Raw genomic sequence first — 22,810 nt, 5'->3', positions numbered from 1 at the left:
ATTTAAATAACTTAATAATAAATTTCTGAAAGATTAAAAAGATGGTGCGGATGAGAGGACTTGAACCTCCACGCCGTGAAGCACCAGATCCTAAGTCTGGCGTGTCTGCCAATTTCACCACATCCGCAACAATAATAAAGTGGTACGCCCATCAGGATTCGAACCTGAGGCCTACGGCTTAGAAGGCCGTTGCTCTATCCAGCTGAGCTATGAGCGCATAAATAAGTGGCACGCCCGATAGGAGTCGAACCCATAACCTACAGATCCGAAGTCTGTCGCTCTATCCAATTGAGCTACGAGCGCCCAAAATGGGGTGAGTGATGGGAATCGAACCCACGACCCTCAGGACCACAATCTGATGCTCTAACCGACTGAGCTACACTCACCATCTAAATGGTCGGGGTGAAAGGATTCGAACCTTCGGCCCTCTGGTCCCAAACCAGATGCGCTAACCAGACTGCGCTACACCCCGAGGCTGGGTTAAGTTTTGCCACTACCTCATTAAAAAGCGATATTTTAGCCAAAAATATTTTTAATGTCAAGGAAATTTATATTTTTCAAAATAAAATTACAAATTTTAAGCCTTATTAAATTTTCCTAACTTACTTAGCGTCCAAAATAGTATGCAAATAGCTATAAAATATACATTAAAAAACATCGCACCCCAAATAAACATAATCCCCTTTTTTAAGATAAAAACAACACAATAATATAAACCAACCTGTAAAACAAGCTGTCTAAGTGCGTTAAAAACAAGCACTGCCATAGGATGTTTGATGGCTTGCAAGGCACTACCTGAAACATTTAACACACCATAACCTATATATGCAAATGAATTTATAAGCAGATAGCTTTGAGCAACGTAGATAACTGCAATATTATCATCAAAAAATTTAATAATATGATACCCAAAAAGTATACAAAAACCACAGGCAAAAAGACAGTAATATACTAAAATTTTAAGTGCATTTTTATAACAAATTTGCACACGCTCATACTGCCTTGCTCCATAGTTGCGTGAGATTATACTTAGAACTGCTGCAGCTATACCGATGGTTGGTAATACCACGATCTGTTCTATCCGCAAAGCGATGCCATACCCAGCAACTGCCTCTGTGCCATAATAGCTTATAAATTTAAGAAGCACAAGCCCACCAAGCGACATAGAGAGATAATTTAAACACGCAGGAACGGCTTGTTTTAAAATTTTAATATATATCCTAGTATCAGGCATAAATTTATAAATCACGTCAAACTCTATCATATGAGTTTTACGGACTTTATAGGACATAAATATCGTACCAAGTAGCTGCACACTAGCGTTTGCTAAAGCGATGCCAGCAACACCGAGAGATAAAATTTCAGAGTATAAAAAACACAAAAAAGTATTTATAAAAAGTCCGCAAAATAGCCAGTTACGAAGCGTCCTTGTATCTCCGAGTGCAACTAAAATGCCATTTAGCGACTTTACAAGTAAAAAAAATGGAGATGCTAAAAATATAACACTCATATAATCAAGTGCTTCGCCCAAAAACTCATCATTTGCACCTAAAAATTTAAGTAAATTTGGAGCGATATTGTAACCAAACACCCCCATAAGCACACCAAAAAGTAGGACGAAAAAAACGCCCTTTGCCGCATAAATTTTTGCTAAAAACTCACGCCTTGCCCCAAGTGAATTGCCAACAAGTGCGGTCAGTGCCGAGCCAAATCCAAGCCCCATACCAACAATGCTAATGTAAAGTAAAAAGCTCATAGATAATCCAGCCACTGCCTGTGTGGAGATACGAGCGGCGAAAAATGTAGCCGTAACGTTATAAAGTGTGTTAAACATCATAGCCATCCCAGCAGGGACAGCCAAGGTGATGATGAGTTTATTTAGATTGTCGCTAAGTAGATTCACTAAGCCTATTTTGCCTTGTTTTTGGCGTAGATATTTATAAGCTCCACAACCAAAGAAAATGCCATCGAGAAGTAGATATAGCCTTTTGGTATATGCGTACCAAAGCCATCTGCGATAAGTGCAAAACCAACTAAGACCAAAAATGAAAGAGCAAGAATTTTTATAGTTGGGTTATTATCCACGAAATTTGATATAGCTTTTGAAGCAAACATCATTACTCCAACAGCTAAAATAACTGCAATGATCATAATCTCAATGTGCTGAGCCATACCCACAGCAGTAATAACACTATCAAGTGAAAATACAATATCTAAAATCGCTATTTCGGTGATAACGGCGAAGAAATTTGCATGTGCATTTTTGTCAATCTTTTTAGTCTCTTCATGTTCTCCTAAAACACTTGAGTGAATTTCTAATGTTGACTTGACTATCAAAAACAACCCTCCGAGTATCAGCACCAAATCTCGTCCGGCAAAACTAAATCCTAAAACGCTAAATAACGGCTTTGTGAGCTTCATTATCCAAAATAGAGAAAGTAGCAACAATATACGCGTTATCATCGCTAAGCTAAGTCCAACAATACGCCCCTTGTCTCTTTGGTGAAGTGGAAGTTTGCCGACCAAAATTGCGATAAAAATAATATTGTCAATACCTAAAACTATCTCAAGTCCCGTTAGCGTAAGTAGCGATATCCACGCCTCAGGTGATACTATCCATTCAAGCATTTTAATCCTTTTAGATAAAAATCACGATAATACTATAAATTTGATTTTATTTGGATAAAATTTTTATAATACTTTGTGGCAGTAGTTCATGTTCTATCTCGTGTATGCGGCTCTCCCAAGCTTCTTTGCTCATATTTTCCGTGCGTTCAAATGTGCGTTGAGCTATGATCTTGCCACCATCTAGCTCCTCGCTGACCCAATGCACACTCACACCACCAACTTGCATATCACTCTCATAGCTCTCTTTTATAGCATGAGCTCCTTTAAAAAGTGGTAGGATGGATGGGTGTAGATTTATCGCCTTTACCGCACTCGTAAAGACGCTTGTAAGAATACGCATAAATCCCGCTAGAACAACTAAATCCACATCGTATTTTTTAATCTCAGCTACGAGTGCTACGTCAAATTCCTCACGGCTTTTGTAAGCTTTATTTTCTATTACAACACTTTTTAATCCGTATTTAGCAGCTCTTACTATACCGTAGGCATCTGCTTTGTTGCTGATAGTTAGCACAACTTCAAATTTCACTCCGCTATAAATTTTATTATGCACATGCTCTAAAATCGACTCTAAATTTGAACCGTTGCCACTGAATAAAACTGCTATTTTTTTAGTCTGCATTTAACCCCTTTTATAATGTCTTTTGGATTTAAAGCGTAGTTATTTTTCTTAAATTTATGTGCCGATAAAGCGTGAGCTAAAGTTCCTGTTATGGCTGCTTTTAGCGGTGTGTAGCCTTGTGCCATCAGTCCAGCTATCAACCCACTTAACACATCTCCACTACCACCCTTTGCAAGTGCCGCTGTGCCGTAACACATGATATAGAGTTTACCACACTGGGCAATTATCGTATTTGCTCCTTTTAGCACTAAAACGCAACCGAATTTAAAACTAAACTCACGTGCAAATTTAAAGCGGTTTTGTTGGATTTCACTAACATCAACATTGGCGATACCACTTAAACGCAAAAGCGAGCTAAATTCTTTTGGATGTGGCGTTATGACTATATTTGAGTTTTTGCTTAAAAGCTCTATAATGCGTGACTCATAGCACATATCAGCGTCAACAACAAGTGATTTTTGGCTTAAAGTTTTTAAATTTATGCCATCTAGCCACTTACCACACCGATCTCGTCCTAGCCCCATACCTATCGCACCTGCATTCATTTTCTCGCTTATGCCCTGTGCTTGCATAACACTTATATCAGTTTTGTCCCCACCTATCACACTAACTAGCCCAGCCCCTATTGCACTAGCTGATAATGCTGCTAAACTAGCCGCTCCGCTATGCTCGCCACTAATAAAAAATGCGTGTCCAAACTCGCCTTTATTGGTATTTTTTTTATCTCTAAACGGCAATTTTAAATCGCCTTTTGTTAGCAAAAATGTGTCCGTTTGCGTTTGAAATTTACTTCCACTCACGCCTAAAAGTGCCACCTTTATCTTTCCAACATACTCTTTTGCTACATCCGAGTAAAGCCCTAGCTTTCTAGCACCCATTGTAATAGTAACATCTGCTTTAAAACAAGCTCCCATTACTACGCCATTTGCGTCTAGTCCGCTTGGTATATCACAAGCAATTTTAAACGCCTTTATTGAGTTTAATAAATTTATTAAATTTACACTTTTTTCATTCAAATTTCTATTTAGTCCAGAGCCAAAAATACCATCTATAATACAATCAAATTTATCAAACTCACTCTCATTTTCACACTCTTTTACACCTACTTTTTTAGCACTTTCAAGTTGCTTTTTAGCCATATCTTTTAAATTTAAACTCGCTAAAAAATAGCTCGTTTGATAATCTCCTTCAAGCATACGAAGTGCTGCAAATACGTCAGCTCCGTTATTGCCACCACCACATACACCAAGAAAACGTGATCCTTTTTTAAATTTAGAACGTATGAAATTTGCGATTTTTGTTGCTGCATTTTCAATCAGCACCTCTTCGCTCAGCCCAAGCTCACACACCGCACGAGAGTCTAACTCAGCCGTACTTAAATATAGCCCTTTCATCCTAGCTCCTAAACCTAAAGCTTAATGCCTCTAATATATGAGACTTTTGTAAATCCTTACAAAGCTCCAAATCCGCAATACTCCGTGCAACTTTTAATACCTTTTTCTTACTACGTTCTGAGAGATGATAGCGAGTTATGGCAGTGCTAAGCACCTGCGTAGCATCACTATCAAGGGTGCAAAATCTAACCATATCATCATCGCTAAGTTTGCCGTTTAGCTCACTCTGCCCCCTTAGCTTTTGAAACTCAAAAGCTTTATTTATACGCTCACTCATCTGCTTTGAGCTATTACACTCACTATCTTTTAAATTTTTATCCACATTTTTACTGACATCTTCATCTATGCTTTCACCTAAATTCTCCTGCATAGCAACATACAAATCTATGCGATCCATTATCGGCTCTGATAGCCTTGAACGATACTGACGGATCTCATTTTCACTACATCGGCAGTTTAGCTTAGCTGAGAGTAGGTTGCCACAAGGACAAGGATTTTGAGCTGCTACAAAGATAAATTTTGTCTCATAAGTTACCTTTGAATTTACTCTTGAGATATGAATTTTATGATCCTCTAGTGGCTCACGAAGGCTCTCAATCACTGGCTTTGCAAAGTGTAAAAACTCATCAAAAAACAGCACCCCACCGTTTGCAAGAGCGATCTCGCCTATCTTTGCCGAGCTTGATCCACCGCCGAAAATGGAGCTTTTAGTAGATGTATGATGTGGATGACGAAATGCACGAATGGCACTAAACTCACTATCTTGCAAGTTAAGCGAACGATATGCCGCGGCACTTAGCACCTCATCAATACTTTGTGGTGGCATTATATAAACCAACCGTTTAGCACACATACTCTTACCACACCCTGGACTACCTTCAAATAAAATATTATGCATACCAAGAGCAGCTATCATACAAGCTCTTTTAGCTCTAGTCTGCCCTGCTACATCGGCATAATCAAGAGTAAAATCTAAATTCGGCACATATCTTTTACCGTCAATCTCAATGACATTTTTAAAAATTTCATGCGTCCCATCAGCCTTGCAACTAGCCGCAAATTCACTATCTTCAAAAAATCTAATTGCTTCATTAAGTGTACTAACACCGTAAATATCTAAATTTGGTATAAGTGAAGCTCTAGTGGCTATCTCGCTTGGCACTAGCACCTTTACGCCATTTTGAGTGGTGCTTAAAAATAGCAAAAGCGAGAATAAATTTGCTGTATTTTTTACACTCCCATCAAGCCCAAGCTCCCCAAAAACAAAAATTTTCTCTAAATTTTTTGCCTTTTGCAGAGCGATTAAAAGTGCAATAGACAAGTCAAAGTGCGAACCATTCTTTGGTAGATCAGATGGAGATAAATTTATAGTGATTTTCTGAGCTGGAAAACTAAAGTTTAGCCCTAAAAGTGCAGCCTTTACTCGCTCAGTACTCTCCTTTATGCTAGCACCCGCAAGCCCCACGATGTTAAATCCAGGTAAGCCACGTGAAAAGACAGACTCAACATCAATAACCTTAAGCCCGTCTGCATAGGTGGCACATTTTAAGGACTTCATTTGCTGTCTTTTTTGTGTTTTTTACTTTTAAGCTCTTTATACTCTTTATTAAATTTTTTACGCTGATTGAATCCTATACGTTCAATAAACAGATGTCCATCTAGGTGGTCATTTTCATGCTGTATAGCAATGGCAAGTAACCCATCAGTCGTAAGCTCACACATCTCGCCAAACCTATTTTGATAGCTTATCTTCACTCGCTCGGCACGTTTTACGTCATCATAATATCCTGGCACAGACAAGCATCCTTCTTGGTAGGTGCATTCACCCTGCTTCATCTCAAATTTTGGGTTGATTATCTCAATCAAATCAGCCTTATCTTGTATCTGTCTTTCAGCATCAAATAAATTTATAATAAATATTCGCTTTGCGACCCCAACTTGAATCGCTGCAAGTCCTATACCATCTTTAGCTATCATCGTATCATACATATCATCGAGCAATTTATGAAGCTCATCGTCAAAGACTACAACATCTTTTGAAACTTCGTATAGTTTTTTATTTGGATAAGTTAAAATTTCTAATACCAACTCACTCTCCGCTCTTTAAATTTAAAAATATCGGCTGAGTTGCATTTATCGTAGTGCTTAAGGCATCAAGAGCTTCTGACATTATCTGCTCCATACTTTTAGTTTTTACTAGTACCGAGCAAATCATCTGAACATCTAGCTTATACTCCCTATCATCTATCTTCCAAGGTACATTTGAAAGCAAATTTAAAATTCTATTGCATGCTTGTTTAGTACCGTTCTCATCGGTATATTTCATCACCATAGCAAATAAGCCATCGCCATAGTGAGCGACTATATCGCTTCTGCGAGATGTTTTCAAAAGTAGTTGTGATATGCTTTTAAACATATTATTTCGCTCTTTTAAATTTTTAACATGTTCTACAAAGTCATCCTTAAGCTTTACAAGCAAAAATGATGAATTGTAGTTATATCTTTTAATAGATTCGATCTCATTTTGTATCGTTGTGATAAAGAATTTTTTATTATATACTTCAAAATTTATATCATAAACCGCCTGTTCTTCGACCGCTTTAAACATCTTACCTATCTCTTCGTAATTAATCTTTATAACGTCTATATGCTTTTCCATAAGAGAGCTAAGTCTAAGTAGGTCTTCATTAAAAGCACTAATAACATTTTGCACTGCTAACAAATTTGTATTATTTTCAAGGTTATTTATGTGTTTTTTTACGATCGTTCGCATAACGTTTAAATTTTTATATATGAGTGCTACGGCTTGTAGCATACTTTTGATCTGTATAAATCCTTGTCTTACCTCTCGCTCTATATGTATGTTACCATCAAATACCTGCTCCACCTTTTCAGAATATGTCTTAAGCATATCCCCGATCTGCTTCCTAAACTCCTCTGGCTGTTGATAGAGCATTTTATCAAAATATATCGAATAATTACTAGGTATAGATGGAACATTATCATCATTTAGCCCCTTTAAAACACTCTCTGAAAATTTATAAATACTATCGTGTTTTCCATCTCTAGTATTTATTTTTGTTCTATTTAATCTATCTTTATGAGGCTCTGGAGCGTTATCTATCTTTATCACCCAATATCCTTATTTGAAACTTTTCTCCAAGATTTTATCTATCAGACCATACTCTTGTGCCTCTTTGGCACTCATAAAGAGATCTCTTTCTGTATCTTTTGCAATCTTGGTTAGTTTTTGTCCTGTGTTTTTAGCCAAAGTTGCATTCAAAATTTCTTTCAAACGTAAAATTTCACGTGCATGTATCTCAATATCAGTTGCTTGGCCTCTTGCACCACCAAGTGGTTGATGTATCATAATGCGTGAGTTTGGTAAAGCATAGCGTTTTCCAGATGTCCCGCAGCTTAGCAAAAACGCACCCATTGATGCCGCCTGACCGATACATATCGTGCAAACATCTGGCTTTATATAATTCATCGTATCATATATACTAAATCCGCTAGTTATAACACCGCCGGGGCTATTTATATAAAGATAGATATCCTTTTCAGGGTCTTCTGCCTCTAAAAATAATAACTGGGCGACGATAGAAGCCGCCATGCCATCTTCTATCTCTCCGCTTAGCATAACTATCCTATCCTTTAAAAGACGAGAGTATATATCATAGCTTCTCTCACCCCTGCTTGTTCGTTCAACTACGACAGGAACATAGTAGCTCATTATTCAGCCTTCTCTTTTTTGGCTTTTTTATCATCTTTGTTAAATAGCTCGTTAAATAGTTTTTCTTCTATCATAGACATCTTAATGGCTGGTAGCATACCTTGGTTTTTATACATTTCAAGGTGTTTTTTTGGATCTTGTCCGCTTCTATAAGCTTCGAAATAAACCGCCTGAACGACCTCTTGATCACTTACTTTTACCCCACGCATACGAGCTAACTCATCTATGATAAATGTTAGCCTTACGCTCTTTTCAGCATCCTCGCGAAACTCTTCACGCTTTTTAGCAACTGCATCTTTATCATCTCTAAATTTATTCATCTCATCTTCGCTAAAGCTACTCCATGCGTTTCTAAACTGCATATCTATCTCTTGCTCTACAATATTTTTAGGCGTATCAAATTTAAACTTCTCTACCAATGCATCGGCAAATTTAGGTTTAAGCTCCTCTGCGATTAGAGTGAAAATTTTCTCTTGACGAATTTGCTCTTTTATACGCTCCTCAAGTAGCTCTTCAGTTGGATTTTCCTCATTTGGCATCATGCTTTTTAGAGTTTGCTCGTCTATACTTTCAGGAATTTTACGCTCTTGAATTTCGTGTAGTTTTACTTTAAAAACAGCCGCTTTCCCAGCCAAATGAGCCGCACCATACTCTGCAGGGAAGGTTACCTCAATGTCTTTTTCTTCATCTGGTTTTAGCCCTATCATACCATCTTCAAAACCCGGTATAAACTGACCTGAGCCAATTTCTAACACATAATTTTCTGCCTTACCGCCATCAAATGCTACGCCATCTACAAATCCCTCAAAGTCAAATTTAGCAAAGTCGCCACTCTTTAACGCACGTTTTTTATCTACTTTTTCAAGCGGAGCTATCATCTTTAAAAGATCATTTTTCTTCTCATCTATGTCTTTTTTAAGCACTCTTGGAGTAGCAAACTCAGGTATAAGTTCCTCGTATCCTTCAACGCTTACAACGGGCTTAAACGACACAGTCATCTCAACATCTATACCATCATCTTTTCTATCAAATTTAGAAATAAGTGGTTCACCTATAACATCATCATTTTTCTTATCAACCTTTTTAACCGCCTCATCTAAGATATCTCTTAAAATATCTTGCTCTGCATCGGCTCTTAGCTCTTTTTCATAGCGTTTTAACACTACAGCAACTGGTACGTGTCCTTGTCTAAAACCATCTACTTTCATATTTTTAGCCGCTTTTTTAGCTAGTTTTTCTACATTTGCTTTTATAGCATCGTTTGTTACTTTGGTGTTAACTTCAACATTTATGCTGTCTAGTTGTTTTGTTTTGATTTCCATCTATTTCCTTTTTGATTACAAAATTTAGCCTAAAATATATCAAATTTTTCCTTTTTTTGCTATAAATTTATCAGTGCAAAAGCGATTTTTGAATAAAATAAGGGCGTAAAATTAGGAGTAAATTTATGCAAGCTAGCTTTGAAGATTCTATCAAAAACATATTAAATTTAATAGGCGAAGACATTGAACGCGAAGGGTTAAAAAAGACGCCAGAACGTGTGAGAAAGGCATTTGAGTTTTTAACAAGTGGATATAAAGAGGATCCAAAAGAGGTGCTAAATGACGCACTTTTTACAAGCTCAAACAATGAGATGGTTTTAGTGAGAAATATCGAGTTTTACAGCCTTTGCGAGCATCATATGCTTCCTATCATTGGACGCGTTCATGTTGGTTACATACCAAATGGTAAAGTTGTTGGACTAAGTAAAATTCCACGTATGGTAAATATTTATGCCAGACGGCTACAAATTCAAGAGCAGATGACCGAGCAAATAGCCCAAGCACTGCAAGATGTCATAGCTCCAAGGGGCGTTGGTGTAGTAGTTGAGGCAAGGCATATGTGCGTTGAGATGCGTGGAGTACAAAAGATCAACTCAACTACGACTACATCGGCATTACGTGGAGCATTTATCAAAAATGCCGACACTCGCCGTGAGTTTTTCTCACTTATAAACTCGCCACGGGAAACGCACTTTTGAATTTAGATAGTTTAAAAGCAAAGCTCGTAGATGAGAATCTAAATTTGTCAAATATATTTGGTATTATCACCAAAATAACCTCTACAAATATAGAAATCACCGGACTTCGCCCAAGTATCGGTGACATCGTGCGAATAGTTGCAAAAGACAAAAGCAAGAGTGAACTTGGTATGGTGACGCAGGTTAATGGCAATAGTGCATTTATTAGCCCATTTGGCTTTGTTGAGGGTTTTAAGATAGGTGACTTTGTCTATGCAAGCAATCAAGGTATGAGCATACCTGTTGGAGCAGGCCTGCTTGGACGCGTAGTTGATCCATTTATGAAGCCTATTGATGGTAAAGGAGCTATTAACACTACAGACTTTATGCCGATCATGAAAGCTCCTATTGAAGCTATGAAGCGTGGGCTTATAAATGAACCTTTTAGCGTCGGCATAAAGACTATTGATGGGCTTTTGACGTGTGGTAAGGGACAAAAGCTAGGAATTTTTGCCGGTTCAGGAGTTGGTAAATCAACTCTAATGGGAATGATTGTAAAAAATACTCTTGCACCCATCAAAGTAGTGGCTCTCATCGGTGAGCGTGGCCGTGAAGTGCCTGAGTTTATAGAGAAAAATTTAGATGGGAATTTAGACGGCACTGTCATCATAGTGGCCACTAGCGATGATAGCTCACTTATGCGAAAATACGGTGCATTTTGTGCGATGAGTGTGGCAGAATATTTTAAAGATCAGGGCAACGACGTACTTTTTATAATGGATAGTGTTACACGTTTTGCGATGGCACAGCGTGAAATAGGTCTAGCACTAGGCGAACCACCAACGTCAAAGGGATATCCGCCTAGCTCACTCACTCTACTACCACAACTTATGGAGCGAGCAGGCAAAGAGAAGGATAAAGGTAGCATAACAGCATTTTTTACTGTGCTTGTTGAAGGCGATGATATGAGCGATCCTATAGCCGACCAGAGTCGCTCTATACTTGACGGACACATTGTGCTTAGCCGTGAGTTAACCGACTTAGGCATTTATCCACCTATTAATATTCAAAACTCCGCATCTCGTGTTATGAGCGATGTTATAAGCGACGAACATAAGCAAAATGCGATGAAATTTAAACGATTTTACTCACTTTTAAAAGAGAATGAAGTCCTTTTGCGTATAGGTGCGTATCAGCGTGGCAATGACAAGGAGCTAGATCTTGCTATCTCTAAAAAAGAGTATATGGAGAATTTTATGCGTCAAGATGCAAGTGAAGCTTATAAATTTGAAGATACACAAAAGCTTTTAGCTGAAGTGAATTTATAAAAATAGCATAAGACAAGATAAAAGCTACAATTGATTTGCTAAAAAGTGTTTTATTCACACTTTTTAGCAAGTTTATGATCTTATCTCAATGTGGTCGTGATTGCTAATCGCTACTCTGCAAAACGTTTAAAAACTAGAATATTAAATTTAAACCAAGGCTAAAAATATACTCTACCGCAGATTTAAATTTTCAAAATCATTCAAATATACTCACGATCAATATGTTTAAGATCTAAGGTTTAAAATTTAATGCTCTTGCACGGTTTAAAAACATAAACAGTGCCTTTTTCTCTTTTGTCCTTATTTTATAGCTTATAAATTTAAGATACCATTTGATATTATTTGGTGAAATGTCCCTAGTTTTGGCATATTCATTTAAGATATAGCTTGGAATTTTGACATTTTGACGCAGAAAACTATGTGAAAGTTTTTTATAAATTTTAGCATTTTTTCGGTAGCAAAATCTTGCAAATACAAATGGCAAATTTGTCCGCTTATGCCACAACTGCCCCATATCATAAAATTTATCACCACCCTCATCCACATATGCTTTTAAGGCTCTATCTCCGATGATAACCTCGCCCTTTAAGCCTAAAATTTTTGAGAGCATATTTGACGTGGCACTCGCACTATCTAGCTTTGTCTCACTACTCTTTCGCACTAAAACACTTTTAACATCACCCTTTGCAACTATACCAAAGTCTAGCTTTTTATACACCTTATGGCGACTCTCTACACTTGAGATGACAGCTGCATCTATGCGATTTTTAAGCAGCATTTTGTTTAAGTGGCTTGGCACTCCTTTGTTATGCTCTATGCTTTTTTTTACGTAACTTAGAAGTGCTGAACGTTTTAAAAATATATGAAAAGGGAGTAAATTTAAATAATCAATCTTGCCAAAAAGCAACTCTATGCCTCTTCATCATCTTCGTTAAGCTCATTAAGAACTAGCTTTTTATACTTTAAACAAAATGCGTTTAGTCTCTCATCACTAATACCCAATACACCATCTACAACGAAAATTTTATTAAACGTCATACCACAATATCCGGCAGTACCTCGAAGTGATAATAAAAACTCATCAACACTATACTTATTGCTACCCTGTTTTGAGTATGCACTTATATCACTACCGGTCGTAACTACTACCTGTAGCTCTTTGCCAACAAGTGCATTGCCATCCGAGCCATACGCCCAGCCGTGAGTAAAAACCTCATCAATATATGCCTTTAAAAGTGCTGGCATACTAAACCAAAATATCGGAAACTGCATAATAATACGATCCGCACTCTCTATAAGTGCGTGTTCTGTAGCTATGTCAAAGCTCCTAATATCAAAACCATAAATCTCCTCTAAGTGTCTAGCCGTGACATCAGGTAGTCCCTTAACAGCATCAAACAAGGCTCTATTTACTTTTGAGCCATCAAAATATGTGTGTGAAAGCAAAAGAAGTGTTTTCATCTTTAATCCTTAAATTTAATTTTTAAAATTATATCTAAAATAACCAAATATAGCTTAAAAGCTTAAATACATATCATTTTGCACATATTCCATCGCCCGAGCGACTGAGTTTGCCATATCTTTACCATGATAATCACTCACATAGGCTAATGCCATATCTATACCAGCACTTACGCCTGATGATGTGTATATATTATCATCTCTTACCCACCTTATATCGCGTAACCACTCTACTTTATTGCTACTTTTTAACGCAAACTCCCAAGCTAGTTTGTTACTAGTAGCGACTTTGGCATTTAAAAGTCCAGTTTTTGATAGTAGCACAGAGCCAGTGCAGACACAAAGGATAATCTTACTCTTATAAGCTAAATCCTTAAGAGAGTTTATAAATTCCGTATCGTTAATAAGCTTACGAACACCGTATCCACCGGGAATAAGCAAGATATCGTGATTAGAAATATCGCTAAATTTAAATGTATCTAGCTTTAAATTTATAGAGTTTTTAACTTTGCCACCATTAAGAGAAAAATAACCTATATCATAGCCATCAACACGAGAAAAAACCTCCACTGCACCAAATGCATCTAGTGCAGTAAAATCATCAAATAGTATAACGTTTAAGTTTGTCATGTTTAAATTTAAAGCGTATTAAACACCCTATCCCCAGCGTCTCCAAGCCCAGGGACTATATAATTTCGTTCATCCAATCTCTTATCAATAGCTGCCGTAAATACCTCTACATCAGGGTAAATTTCGCTAAATCTTTTTAGCCCTTCTGGGGCTGCGATGATGGATATAAATTTTATATTTTTCACACCCTTTTGATGTAAAAATTTAACTGCATCTATCGCTGTGCCGCCTGTTGCAAACATCGGATCAATAATGATAGCAAGTCGCTCAGTCGCATCTTTTGGTAGTTTAGCGTAAAAAAACTCAGCCTGTGCAGTCGTTTCATTACGCTGAAATCCTAAAAATCCTACACTTGCATCAGGAATGATAGTAAATACACTATCAAGCATACCCAAAGCTGCCCTTAAAATAGGACATATCATCACTTTTTCACTTAGCTTTTTAGCAACCGTTTTAGCCACAGGCGTCTCAACATCTACCTCACGCAAGGCTAGATCACGAGTAGCTTCAAATATCATAAGGTGACTTATCTCATCAACGAGCATCCTAAACTGAAACGGTTGTGTGTTCTTATCACGTAAAATTGCTAGTTTATGCTCTATTAATGGGTGTGAGATAAGCTTGATATTCTTCATTTAAAATCCTTTTGCGAGTTTAGCTCTATATGCTTCAACGTCAAAGTCCTTAACTCTAGCTACTCCATCATCAATCGCAGCTTTTGCAACTGCTGGAGCAACTGCTGTAAGCACACGCTTATCGAATGGCTTTGGTATAATATAATCTTTACCAAATTTAAGCTCACTCACACCAAATGCAGCTAAAACATCAGCTGGGACTGGCTCTTTTGCAAGCCCAGCTAGGGCACGAGCTGCTGCCATTTTCATATTTTCAGTAATCTTTTTAGCTCTTACATCTAATGCACCGCGGAAGATAAATGGAAAGCCAAGCACGTTATTTACTTGGTTTGGATAATCACTCCTGCCAGTCCCCATCATAACATCGCTTCTTACCTTAGCAACCTCTTCTGGGTAAATCTCAGGCACTGGGTTAGCAAGTGCAAAGATAATCGGCTCATCATTCATTGATGCTACCATTTCACCAGTTAAAACACCTGGCTTACTAAGTCCTAAAAACATATCCGCCCCACGCATAGCATCCGCTAAAGTCCTATCGCTAGTCTCAAGTGCAAACTCAAGTTTTTCAGGCGTTAAGTCTGTGCGACCACTGTGTATCACACCTCTACTATCTATCATCACGATATTTTTAGCACCTAAAGCTTTATACATCTTTGCACACGCGATACCTGCTGCACCTGAGCCACTAACAACTATCTTTATTTTATCTATATCTTTGCCTGAAATCTCAAGTGCATTAATAAGCCCAGCACTAGTTATCATCGCAGTTCCATGCTGATCATCGTGCATTACAGGAATGTCTACTACCTCTTGTAGTTTTCGCTCTATCTCAAAACATTTTGGAGCTTTAATATCTTCTAAATTTATACCACCAAATGTCGGTGCAAGTGCCTTACAAACCGCAACTATATCGTCTATCTCATGCACATCAAGTTCAATATCAAAAGCATCAATATTTGCGAATTTCTTAAATAAAACCGCCTTACCCTCCATAACTGGTTTGCCAGCCACTGCACCTATATCGCCAAGACCTAAAACCGCTGTGCCATCAGTGATGACAGCAACTAAATTTGCTTTATTTGTATATTTATATGCTAATTCATTATCTTCCTCTATCGCCTTGCAAGGCTCGGCAACACCTGGAGTATAAGCCATAGATAGATCCCTAGCACTCGCACAAGGCGTTTTTACACCGATCTCTATCTTGCCTCCAATGTGATAAGCCAATGCTTCTTCTTTAGTAACATGGTTCATTTTACTTCCTTCATTAAATTTAATATTCTTGTTTTAACTTCATCGCTGCCAAGTACTTCAAGTACTTCAAAAATACTCGGACTTACGCTCGTGCCCGTTATACTCACTCTTAACGCTTGAGCTAAATCTTTTAGCTTAAGTCCGTTTTGCTCTAAAAACTTAGCCGTTAAGGCTTCATACCCATTTGCATCTAGATCAACTACTAAAATTTCGCTAAATTTAGCTAGGATCTTCACGCTTTGTGGGTTTATAAATTTAGCCATCGCTTTTTCATCATAAGCACTCGGTCTATTTATGATAGCTTTTGCCCCATCTGCAAGTTCTATTAACGTTTTAGCTCTTTCACGAAGCGAATTTAATAACAACTCACCTTTTTTTAATTCAGCCAAATTTATGCCAAACTCACGTAATTCACGTGCCAAACGCTCATAAGGCAGAGTTTTTATATAGTGAGCGTTTAGCCAATCAAGCTTTTGAGCATTATAAGTACTTGAGCTTTTGTTTATATCGTGCGGATCGAAGTATTTTAACATATCCTCCATACTAAATATCTCATCATCGCCGTGGCTCCAACCAAGTCGCACTAAGAAATTTAAAAGTGCTTCTGAGAGATAGCCCATACGTTTATACTCCATCACATCAGTGGCTCCATGCCTTTTACTAAGCTTTTTACCGTCCTCGCCGTTTATCATAGCAACGTGAAAAAACTCAGGCACACTAAAGCCAAGCGCACGATAAAGTACGATCTGCTTTGGCGTGTTTGATAGATGGTCATCACCCCTTATAACATGAGTAACACCCATAAGTGCATCATCTACAACAACTGTAAAGTTATAAGTCGGAGTGCCGTCACTTCGTGCGATTATAAAATCATCTAAAATATCTTCGACTTTAAATTTAACCTCGCCCTTTATGCCATCTTTTATAACTATCTCGCCATCTAAAGGAGCTTTTATACGGATTACTGGTTCGATTCCAGCTGGTGGCGTGCCATTAAAATCACGATAGCGATTATCATACTTTGGTCTCTCTTTTGCTGCTTCTTGCTTTGCACGAAGTTCATCAAGCTCCTCTTTACTCATATAGCATTTATATGCCTTGCCTTGTTCTAAAAGCTGCTTTATATACTCTTTGTAAATATCAAGGCGACGAGACTGATACTCAGCCTCTCCGTCATAATCAAGCCCACACCACTCAAATGCCTCTTTTATAGCGATTGTCGCCTCTTCTGAGTTTCGTTTTAAGTCAGTATCTTCTATGCGAAGCAAGAATTTACCACCATTACGTCTTGCATAAAGGTAGCTATAAAGTGCTGTCCTAAGCCCACCAATATGCAGATAACCTGTTGGAGATGGTGCAAATCTAGTAACTATCATCTGTTTTGCCTTTTTTATATGTTATAATTGCGTAAAATTATAATTAGAAATTACTTAAATAAAGGTTTTATTATGTTAAAAAAAGGTATTTTTGTCTCTTTTGTATGTGCAATCTGCCTAAACGCACAGATGGTAAATGGTATAGCTGCAATCGTAGAAAATGAGCCTATAACAATTTTTGAGATACATAAACTCTCTAAACAGCTTAATACAAACGAGGTTGAAACGTTAAATTTACTCATTAAAGATAGATTACAACAAGCACAAATAAAAAATCTCGGCATAAGTGCGAGTATATTTGAGATAAATGAACGCATAGAGAGGTTGGCTCAGCAAAACGGTATGACAAACGCACAATTTAGAGCTTCCGTCGAAGCTCAAGGTATCAAATTTGCAGATTTTAGAATGGATATAGAAAAAGCGATCGTGCAAGAGAAATTATATCAAAGCATATTAGCCGATGCAAATAAAAACATAAATGAAAATGCAGCTAGAAACTACTATGAGACAAATATCTCTGAGTTTAGCGTATTTTCAAACGCTGATGTAGTGCGATACACCGCTAAAAGTGCCAATGAGCTACAAGCACAGATCGGCAAAGCGGGTGCTAACAAGGGCGTAACCGCACAAAATTTAAGCCTAAGCTCATCAAATATAGATCCACGACTAAATGCCGTAATAGCAAACACACCAAATGGTAATTACACACAAATACTACGCTCACAAGACGGCTTTGATATGTTTTATGTAAAAAGCAAATCAGGGCAATACACCCCTAGTTTTGAGCAAGTTAAAGATCATGTTTTAAACATACTTTATCAAAGAGAGCAAGAGAGTCTCATAAATGATTATTTTGACAAACTACGTGCAAAGGCAAAAATTCAAATTTTAAGGTAAATTTAGCGGTTAAAGCCGCTAAATTTTGGTTTTTCTAAATTTATAAAAACACATTTTAAGCTAAATTTTACTCCGCTTTTTATGTCTCTGCCGTATTTATATTGTCAATATTTCCTGGCATACTCAAATTTTGGTTGAGTTAATCTAAACTCAAAGCTATTTCTATCAACCGCACCAACGCAGAACTCACTATCATAAAGTGCAAGCAAAAACTCAGCCATCTGTTCGCTTGTATGGTAATTTTTAAAACTTGCGTCATAGTCATAATCATTGACATTTGCTGCGTCTATGGCTACTGCACCAAACTCGGTCTTAGTTGCAGCAGGTGCAAGGAGTTTAGCCGTCATTTTTGCATTTTTATCTTGTTTTAACTCGTGATAAAGACCCTCAGTAAAAGCACTCACATAAAATTTACTAGCACAATAAGTTATAGCGTTTGGCACGATAGTATAGCCACCCGCTGATGAGATGTTTATTAACTGTGCACCATCTTTGGCTATATAATCCCTTACAAAAAGTGTGGAAAATATCGTAAGTGCTTTAATATTTAAATCAATCATATGCTCTATTTTGTCTAAATTTTGCTCACCTACAAGACTATAATCGCCAAATCCTGCGTTATTTATCCAAGTTTTTAAGTTGTATACTTTAAGTTCATCGTAAACTTGATAGACATTTTGTATATTTGATAGATCACAAATTTTAACCACTACATCGATATCTGACATGGATTTTAAAATTTCAGCACGTAGGCTTTCTAAAAGCTCTTTTCTGCGTGCTATTAGGATCAAATTTTCACCACGCATCGCAAAGGCCCTAGCTGTTGCCATTCCTATACCAGAGCTAGCACCTGTGGTTACAATATATTCTTTCATATTTTTTCCTTTCAATTAGTTTTTATTTTTAGACTACTTATCTTGCGAGTTTATGTTATATTACTTTTAAATTTACTCAGTAATTACTTTATCTTTCATAGTGAAATTTAAACCGCCTAGCCTAAATCCGGTAATATTTTACCACCTCATAGTCTATGTGTAATTATACACTTGAAATTAAATTTAATAGTGCGATAGCTTTTTGTTAGATGGGATAAATTTAAAAAAGAAAAGCCAAGCAATAGTGTTACAAAAATTTATAAGGTTGCAAAGAAAAATTAAACAAAGATAAGGCATATACTCTATCAATCGTAAATTTTTCTAGCTCCCTTAAAGATATCTGCGAGAAAATACTTTGTTTTAACGATATGAAAGATAGTTTGTATCATAGTTATTATTTATAAAATCCTCATTTTCCATCATCGCAATATGAAAATCACGTGTAGTTTTGATGCCTTGTATAACAAGTTGTTCTAATGCTACTTTCATCTTGTGTATTGCTCTATTTCTATCCTCATCCCACACAATAAGCTTTCCTATCATACTGTCATAATAAGGCGGTATAGAGTAGTCTTGATAGATATGACTATCCATTCGCACATTACGGCCACCCGGACAGACATATCGTGTGATCTTACCAGGACTTGGAGTAAACGTCTTTGGATCCTCAGCTGTTATACGGCACTCTATGGCGTGTCCTTTTAGCGTTATGCTATCTTGGCTAGGTAGTCTCTCGCCTTGTGCGACCTTTATCATAAGCTCAATTATATCAAGTCCGCTTACCATCTCACTGACACAATGCTCCACCTGCAAACGAGTATTCATCTCAATAAAATAAAAATCTAAATTTTTATCCACTAAAAATTCAAACGTCCCAGCTCCTTCATATCCTATCGCCTTTGCCGCACGTACAGCCGTCTCGTGTAACCTTGCACGAGTAGCATTATCTAGCAAAATTGCAGGGCTTTCTTCTATTAGCTTTTGATGGCGACGTTGCATAGAGCAGTCCCTCTCACCGATATGAAGCACATTACCATAGCTATCGCCGATGACTTGAACCTCTATATGGCGTGGATTTAAGATATATTTTTCCATATACATAGTCCCATCACCAAATGCACTCATAGCCTCGCTCTCAGCCGACCAAAATGCTTTCTCCAAATCCTCTTCACGCTCGACCACACGCATACCACGACCACCACCACCAGCTGCGGCTTTTAGTATGACAGGATAGCCGATTTTTATTGCTAACTCTTTAGCTACCTTGATATCGCTTATCGAGCCATCTGAGCCGGGTATGACTGGCACTCCGGCACGCTGCATCATCTGTTTGGCCTTGCTTTTATCACTCATTAAAGCCATAGCTTTCACGCTTGGTCCTATAAATTTAAGCTTATGATGTTCGCAAATTTCAACAAAATTTTGATTCTCGCTTAAAAAGCCATATCCCGGAAATATCGCGTCCGCTTCGCTTATCTCAGCAGCTGATATAATGGCTGGTATATTTAGATAGCTGTCGCTTGAACGTGGGTTACCGATACAGATGGCGGCATCTGCATATTTTACATACAAAGCATCTCTATCTGCAGTTGAATGCACTACTATCGCCTCTTTGCCCATTTCCTTTATCGTTCGCAAGGCTCGCAGTGCTATTTCACCGCGGTTTGCGATTAAAATACGCTTTAGCTCCATTAAATTTTCTCCACACCAAATAACGGTAAACCAAACTCAACAGGTTGTCCATCAGCTACGAGTGCTTCAGTAATCTGGCAGTCAAACTCGGCTTCTATTTCATTCATAATCTTCATCGCCTCTATAATGCCGATAACATCGCCCTTTCGCACTCTTTGACCCACTTTTACAAAAGGGGTGGCACCCGGGCTTGGAGCGGCATAAAATGTCCCCACCATAGGTGAGTTAATGCTATCTTTTGGTGTAGTAGCAGCTGGTTTACTCTCAGCACTTACGACGACATTTACAGGCGTACAAGCAGGAGTTACAGCTGGATTAGATACCGCTACTGGTGTGGCAGGAGCGACACATTCAGTATATTTTTCAAGCTCTATCTCAAAATCTTTCTCTTTGATTTTGATACGATTTACATCCATTTTTTCAAAAAATTCCATTAAATCCTTTATGTCTTCTTTATTCATCATCAATGTATTCTCCTAAAATTTTATAAAATATGCTATTGTATCGTAATTTCGCAAATTTAAACTTTAAACTTATAAGGTCTATAAAGTCGCTATTGATCTAAATTTATCCTACCATTTTTCAGCATTTTTCTGATAATTTTAACCTCTTTATATGTCTTTTTTATATGCTTCATTATTTCGCCGTTTCTATAAATTTTATCACCATCGATATTTATTTCACCAAATTTCGCCTTTGTAATATCATAATACCCAAAGCGATCATTTAGCATATTTCGTATATCATAGTAACGACAAAATATCCCAACACGCTTTGGCTGAACGCTTGGTAAGCGATAAAACTTAAGCGATGAGCTGATGATATCACCAATATAGTCGTATCTTTTTGCCATTGCGTCAAATTTTCTAAGCGAAAAGCCACTGCTTGCTTTTGGTGTAATCTTAAAATATTTTCCTATATATTTTTCATAATCAGGCTCAGCTAACTCAAGGATAGGATAGTCTTTATAGCCATTTAAAATTTGTGGTAAAATAAGACTAAAACGCACTTTATAATCAGGAAAAATTTTACTCAAAAGCTCAAATTTTCTCGCAATCTCGCCTTTTAGCTCTTGCTGTGAACCTTTACTTATTGTACTCTCCCACCAATATATCTCATCGTCCTTAATGCCCAATATATCAAACTCTGCAAGAGTTATCCATGCCGCCCTGTAATAAATTTTGCCACTTTTTGAATATGAAAAATTTCTAAAATTCTGAGCCTGCGTAAAGTGAGCACGTAAAATTTGCACATCTTTTTGCGTTTTCACGATGTGATTGTAACAGTAAAGTTCATAAATTTGTCCTTTCATTGTAGCAAATGCTATATCTGTGGGATTTTTGTTGTATTGATCAAATTGTGCGATGATAGCTAAATTTTCACCCATTTTCTGCCTTTTAAATTTATAGAAAAATATCAAAAAATTTATAATTTTAAATTTTAATACATTAAAAGTATTTTACTATCTAGTTTAAAATTTTCAACTGAGAATTGTAAATATAGGTAAAATTTCTTTCTATTTTGAGAAATGTAATTTCGTGTTAAAAGCTACTAGAGTCGCACATGTCGGAAGCAACGGCATGCTAGTCTTTCGTAACAAAATGAATTCTGTGTTATTCCTGGTAAATTTTACAGCTAGAGATTATGATATTTTCTTTACAATTTGCTGATATGCAAAGCAGATGGACTACTCGGAAAATGCAAAAAATTATAAATTTATGCCAGCTACTTTAAATAAGACTAGATTTAATGATGAAGTAAAAAATTTTAGAGCTAAGGTTTTGGGTCAAGATGGCTCTGCGATTTATAGAAGCGTTGAAATAACGGATGATGATGAAATTACTACTGTTGGCGTGTTTTTACTGATATACGAATTTTTAGAAATAAACAATCTTTAAGTTTTAAATTAAATCCATTGGCTCTAGATATTCTTTTTAGTACTCTTAAATTTATGAGAATTAATATTAATGATTTTGTATCCATCCGTGGTAAATTTGCTAAGACTTTGTATCGTTTTTTACGGCAATATGAGAACATTAAGCCTGATAAAGATGGCTTTAAATGTGTAAAATTAATAGATCTGATTTTGAAAGATTTATGAGTGTTCCTGAAAAACATGAGACAAAAGGCTTGGATCGGCGTGTAATCAATCCCTCCATTGATGAGCTTAATGAAAACTCTTTAAAAAACTTATTTTTGAAAAGAAAATCGCAGATGGGTCTAAGAAAAACGTTGTTGGTTACTCTTTTAAATTTATGCTTAATGAGCGTGTTAGCTATAAGCTAA

General features: G+C 37.0%; 25 protein-coding genes and 5 tRNA genes. 6 read left to right on the top strand and 24 right to left on the bottom strand.

Going from position 1 to position 22,810, the window contains the following annotated elements:
• Positions 1 to 42 precede the first annotated feature (42 nt).
• The 14 genes from KDE13_RS03555 to tig form a co-directional block, all read right to left on the bottom strand.
• Positions 43 to 127 (bottom strand) — tRNA-Leu (locus tag KDE13_RS03555).
• 13 nt (positions 128 to 140) lie between these two features.
• Positions 141 to 217, bottom strand: a tRNA-Arg gene (locus KDE13_RS03550).
• 9 nt (positions 218 to 226) lie between these two features.
• A tRNA-Arg gene (locus tag KDE13_RS03545) sits at positions 227 to 303 on the bottom strand.
• Between the two features lie 6 nt (positions 304 to 309).
• A tRNA-His gene (locus KDE13_RS03540) sits at positions 310 to 386 on the bottom strand.
• An 8-nt stretch (positions 387 to 394) separates the two neighbouring features.
• Positions 395 to 472 (bottom strand) — tRNA-Pro (locus KDE13_RS03535).
• A 105-nt stretch (positions 473 to 577) separates the two neighbouring features.
• On the bottom strand, positions 578 to 1,903 hold the full coding sequence (locus tag KDE13_RS03530; RefSeq protein ID WP_212142862.1) for an MATE family efflux transporter: 1,326 nt from the start codon (positions 1,901 to 1,903) through the stop codon (positions 578 to 580).
• 5 nt (positions 1,904 to 1,908) lie between these two features.
• The gene (locus KDE13_RS03525) at positions 1,909 to 2,628 is read right to left on the bottom strand and encodes a TerC family protein (RefSeq protein ID WP_212142861.1); all 720 of its coding nucleotides are present in this window, start codon (positions 2,626 to 2,628) and stop codon (positions 1,909 to 1,911) included.
• 46 nt (positions 2,629 to 2,674) lie between these two features.
• Entirely contained in the window at positions 2,675 to 3,250 is a 576-nt protein-coding gene (gene purN / locus KDE13_RS03520) for a phosphoribosylglycinamide formyltransferase (protein WP_212142860.1), read from the bottom strand.
• Positions 3,232 to 4,644: an NAD(P)H-hydrate epimerase gene (locus KDE13_RS03515; RefSeq protein ID WP_212142859.1), complete on the bottom strand. Its 1,413-nt coding sequence runs from the start codon at positions 4,642 to 4,644 to the stop codon at positions 3,232 to 3,234. The genes purN and KDE13_RS03515 overlap by 19 nt, the downstream gene beginning before the upstream one ends.
• Before the next feature lies 1 nt (position 4,645).
• Positions 4,646 to 6,202, bottom strand: a complete 1,557-nt coding sequence (locus tag KDE13_RS03510; protein WP_212142858.1) for a YifB family Mg chelatase-like AAA ATPase — start codon at positions 6,200 to 6,202, stop codon at positions 4,646 to 4,648.
• The gene (def, locus tag KDE13_RS03505) at positions 6,199 to 6,732 is read right to left on the bottom strand and encodes a peptide deformylase (RefSeq protein ID WP_212140612.1); all 534 of its coding nucleotides are present in this window, start codon (positions 6,730 to 6,732) and stop codon (positions 6,199 to 6,201) included. The genes KDE13_RS03510 and def overlap by 4 nt, the downstream gene beginning before the upstream one ends.
• Before the next feature lies 1 nt (position 6,733).
• Positions 6,734 to 7,777 (bottom strand): GGDEF domain-containing protein, encoded by a 1,044-nt coding sequence (locus KDE13_RS09740; RefSeq protein ID WP_212140611.1) that lies wholly within the window; start codon positions 7,775 to 7,777, stop codon positions 6,734 to 6,736.
• A gap of 9 nt (positions 7,778 to 7,786) precedes the next feature.
• Positions 7,787 to 8,377: an ATP-dependent Clp endopeptidase proteolytic subunit ClpP gene (gene clpP / locus KDE13_RS03495; RefSeq protein ID WP_212142857.1), complete on the bottom strand. Its 591-nt coding sequence runs from the start codon at positions 8,375 to 8,377 to the stop codon at positions 7,787 to 7,789.
• Positions 8,377 to 9,699 carry a trigger factor gene (tig, locus tag KDE13_RS03490; RefSeq protein ID WP_212142856.1) on the bottom strand — a complete coding sequence of 441 codons (1,323 nt, stop codon included), beginning with the start codon at positions 9,697 to 9,699 and terminating at the stop codon, positions 8,377 to 8,379. Before tig ends, clpP begins: the two co-directional genes overlap by 1 nt.
• Before the next feature lie 125 nt (positions 9,700 to 9,824).
• Here tig and folE point away from each other — a divergent pair, with 125 nt between their 5' ends.
• Together folE and fliI are read left to right on the top strand one after the other, a co-directional pair.
• Positions 9,825 to 10,397, top strand: a complete 573-nt coding sequence (gene folE / locus KDE13_RS03485; RefSeq protein WP_212140608.1) for a GTP cyclohydrolase I FolE — start codon at positions 9,825 to 9,827, stop codon at positions 10,395 to 10,397.
• Positions 10,394 to 11,704: a flagellar protein export ATPase FliI gene (gene fliI / locus KDE13_RS03480; protein WP_212140607.1), complete on the top strand. Its 1,311-nt coding sequence runs from the start codon at positions 10,394 to 10,396 to the stop codon at positions 11,702 to 11,704. Before folE ends, fliI begins: the two co-directional genes overlap by 4 nt.
• Positions 11,705 to 11,936: 232 nt before the next feature.
• On the opposite strand, the gene KDE13_RS03475 is transcribed toward fliI, so the two are convergent.
• From KDE13_RS03475 to gltX, 6 genes are read right to left on the bottom strand one after another with little or no spacing between them, the layout of a single operon-like run.
• The gene (locus tag KDE13_RS03475) at positions 11,937 to 12,611 is read right to left on the bottom strand and encodes an MqnA/MqnD/SBP family protein (RefSeq protein ID WP_212142855.1); all 675 of its coding nucleotides are present in this window, start codon (positions 12,609 to 12,611) and stop codon (positions 11,937 to 11,939) included.
• 2 nt (positions 12,612 to 12,613) lie between these two features.
• Positions 12,614 to 13,165, bottom strand: coding sequence for an NAD(P)H-dependent oxidoreductase (locus KDE13_RS03470; RefSeq protein ID WP_212141464.1), 552 nt, complete (start codon positions 13,163 to 13,165; stop codon positions 12,614 to 12,616).
• Between the two features lie 54 nt (positions 13,166 to 13,219).
• Positions 13,220 to 13,795 (bottom strand): DJ-1/PfpI family protein, encoded by a 576-nt coding sequence (locus tag KDE13_RS03465; RefSeq protein ID WP_212140604.1) that lies wholly within the window; start codon positions 13,793 to 13,795, stop codon positions 13,220 to 13,222.
• Positions 13,796 to 13,803: 8 nt separating this feature from the next.
• A complete protein-coding gene (upp, locus tag KDE13_RS03460) occupies positions 13,804 to 14,430 on the bottom strand; it encodes a uracil phosphoribosyltransferase (protein WP_212140603.1) in 627 nt (208 codons plus the stop codon).
• On the bottom strand, positions 14,431 to 15,684 hold the full coding sequence (locus KDE13_RS03455; RefSeq protein ID WP_212140602.1) for a malic enzyme-like NAD(P)-binding protein: 1,254 nt from the start codon (positions 15,682 to 15,684) through the stop codon (positions 14,431 to 14,433).
• Complete coding sequence (gene gltX, locus KDE13_RS03450) at positions 15,681 to 17,060, bottom strand: glutamate--tRNA ligase (protein WP_212142854.1); 1,380 nt, start codon at positions 17,058 to 17,060, stop codon at positions 15,681 to 15,683. The genes KDE13_RS03455 and gltX overlap by 4 nt, the downstream gene beginning before the upstream one ends.
• Before the next feature lie 72 nt (positions 17,061 to 17,132).
• Between gltX and KDE13_RS03445 the strand changes: the two genes are divergently transcribed.
• Positions 17,133 to 17,957, top strand: a complete 825-nt coding sequence (locus tag KDE13_RS03445; protein ID WP_212140600.1) for a peptidylprolyl isomerase — start codon at positions 17,133 to 17,135, stop codon at positions 17,955 to 17,957.
• Positions 17,958 to 18,061: 104 nt separating this feature from the next.
• Here KDE13_RS03445 and KDE13_RS03440 read toward each other — a convergent pair whose 3' ends face one another.
• From KDE13_RS03440 to KDE13_RS03425, 4 genes are all read right to left on the bottom strand, one after another.
• A complete protein-coding gene (locus KDE13_RS03440; RefSeq protein WP_212142853.1) occupies positions 18,062 to 18,832 on the bottom strand; it encodes an SDR family NAD(P)-dependent oxidoreductase in 771 nt (256 codons plus the stop codon).
• A 360-nt stretch (positions 18,833 to 19,192) separates the two neighbouring features.
• Positions 19,193 to 20,524: an acetyl-CoA carboxylase biotin carboxylase subunit gene (locus KDE13_RS03435; RefSeq protein WP_212140598.1), complete on the bottom strand. Its 1,332-nt coding sequence runs from the start codon at positions 20,522 to 20,524 to the stop codon at positions 19,193 to 19,195.
• Positions 20,524 to 20,985, bottom strand: coding sequence for an acetyl-CoA carboxylase biotin carboxyl carrier protein (gene accB / locus KDE13_RS03430; protein ID WP_212140967.1), 462 nt, complete (start codon positions 20,983 to 20,985; stop codon positions 20,524 to 20,526). Before accB ends, KDE13_RS03435 begins: the two co-directional genes overlap by 1 nt.
• Before the next feature lie 92 nt (positions 20,986 to 21,077).
• Positions 21,078 to 21,911: a hypothetical protein gene (locus KDE13_RS03425; protein WP_212141471.1), complete on the bottom strand. Its 834-nt coding sequence runs from the start codon at positions 21,909 to 21,911 to the stop codon at positions 21,078 to 21,080.
• Between the two features lie 295 nt (positions 21,912 to 22,206).
• On the opposite strand from KDE13_RS03425, the gene KDE13_RS09530 reads away from it, so the two are divergent.
• The 3 genes from KDE13_RS09530 to KDE13_RS09520 are packed head-to-tail and all read left to right on the top strand — an operon-like array spanning position 22,207 to position 22,810.
• Entirely contained in the window at positions 22,207 to 22,422 is a 216-nt protein-coding gene (locus tag KDE13_RS09530; protein ID WP_229203945.1) for a hypothetical protein, read from the top strand.
• Complete coding sequence (locus tag KDE13_RS09525) at positions 22,392 to 22,625, top strand: hypothetical protein (RefSeq protein WP_338083715.1); 234 nt, start codon at positions 22,392 to 22,394, stop codon at positions 22,623 to 22,625. The genes KDE13_RS09530 and KDE13_RS09525 overlap by 31 nt, the downstream gene beginning before the upstream one ends.
• Positions 22,586 to 22,810, top strand: a complete 225-nt coding sequence (locus KDE13_RS09520) for a hypothetical protein (RefSeq protein ID WP_229204373.1) — start codon at positions 22,586 to 22,588, stop codon at positions 22,808 to 22,810. Before KDE13_RS09525 ends, KDE13_RS09520 begins: the two co-directional genes overlap by 40 nt.

The sequence above is a fragment of the Campylobacter anatolicus genome (assembly GCF_018145655.1).
Classification (GTDB): domain Bacteria; phylum Campylobacterota; class Campylobacteria; order Campylobacterales; family Campylobacteraceae; genus Campylobacter_A; species Campylobacter_A anatolicus.
Note: the sequence above shows the minus strand (reverse complement) of the source record. Positions and strands in the feature narration are given on the sequence as shown.

Excerpts from the sequence above, each read along its gene's own strand:
- KDE13_RS03525 (WP_212142861.1), bottom strand. The coding sequence starts at position 2,628 with ATGCTTGAATGGATAGTATCACCTGAGGCGTGGATATCGCTACTTACG.
- purN (WP_212142860.1), bottom strand. The coding sequence starts at position 3,250 with ATGCAGACTAAAAAAATAGCAGTTTTATTCAGTGGCAACGGTTCAAAT.
- KDE13_RS03515 (WP_212142859.1), bottom strand. The coding sequence starts at position 4,644 with ATGAAAGGGCTATATTTAAGTACGGCTGAGTTAGACTCTCGTGCGGTG.
- KDE13_RS03510 (WP_212142858.1), bottom strand. The coding sequence starts at position 6,202 with ATGAAGTCCTTAAAATGTGCCACCTATGCAGACGGGCTTAAGGTTATT.
- clpP (WP_212142857.1), bottom strand. The coding sequence starts at position 8,377 with ATGAGCTACTATGTTCCTGTCGTAGTTGAACGAACAAGCAGGGGTGAG.
- tig (WP_212142856.1), bottom strand. The coding sequence starts at position 9,699 with ATGGAAATCAAAACAAAACAACTAGACAGCATAAATGTTGAAGTTAAC.
- folE (WP_212140608.1), top strand. The coding sequence starts at position 9,825 with ATGCAAGCTAGCTTTGAAGATTCTATCAAAAACATATTAAATTTAATA.
- KDE13_RS03470 (WP_212141464.1), bottom strand. The coding sequence starts at position 13,165 with ATGAAAACACTTCTTTTGCTTTCACACACATATTTTGATGGCTCAAAA.
- KDE13_RS03465 (WP_212140604.1), bottom strand. The coding sequence starts at position 13,795 with ATGACAAACTTAAACGTTATACTATTTGATGATTTTACTGCACTAGAT.
- upp (WP_212140603.1), bottom strand. The coding sequence starts at position 14,430 with ATGAAGAATATCAAGCTTATCTCACACCCATTAATAGAGCATAAACTA.
- KDE13_RS03455 (WP_212140602.1), bottom strand. The coding sequence starts at position 15,684 with ATGAACCATGTTACTAAAGAAGAAGCATTGGCTTATCACATTGGAGGC.
- gltX (WP_212142854.1), bottom strand. The coding sequence starts at position 17,060 with ATGATAGTTACTAGATTTGCACCATCTCCAACAGGTTATCTGCATATT.
- KDE13_RS03445 (WP_212140600.1), top strand. The coding sequence starts at position 17,133 with ATGTTAAAAAAAGGTATTTTTGTCTCTTTTGTATGTGCAATCTGCCTA.
- KDE13_RS03440 (WP_212142853.1), bottom strand. The coding sequence starts at position 18,832 with ATGAAAGAATATATTGTAACCACAGGTGCTAGCTCTGGTATAGGAATG.
- KDE13_RS03435 (WP_212140598.1), bottom strand. The coding sequence starts at position 20,524 with ATGGAGCTAAAGCGTATTTTAATCGCAAACCGCGGTGAAATAGCACTG.
- accB (WP_212140967.1), bottom strand. The coding sequence starts at position 20,985 with ATGAATAAAGAAGACATAAAGGATTTAATGGAATTTTTTGAAAAAATG.
- KDE13_RS03425 (WP_212141471.1), bottom strand. The coding sequence starts at position 21,911 with ATGGGTGAAAATTTAGCTATCATCGCACAATTTGATCAATACAACAAA.
- KDE13_RS09530 (WP_229203945.1), top strand. The coding sequence starts at position 22,207 with ATGGACTACTCGGAAAATGCAAAAAATTATAAATTTATGCCAGCTACT.
- KDE13_RS09520 (WP_229204373.1), top strand. The coding sequence starts at position 22,586 with ATGTGTAAAATTAATAGATCTGATTTTGAAAGATTTATGAGTGTTCCT.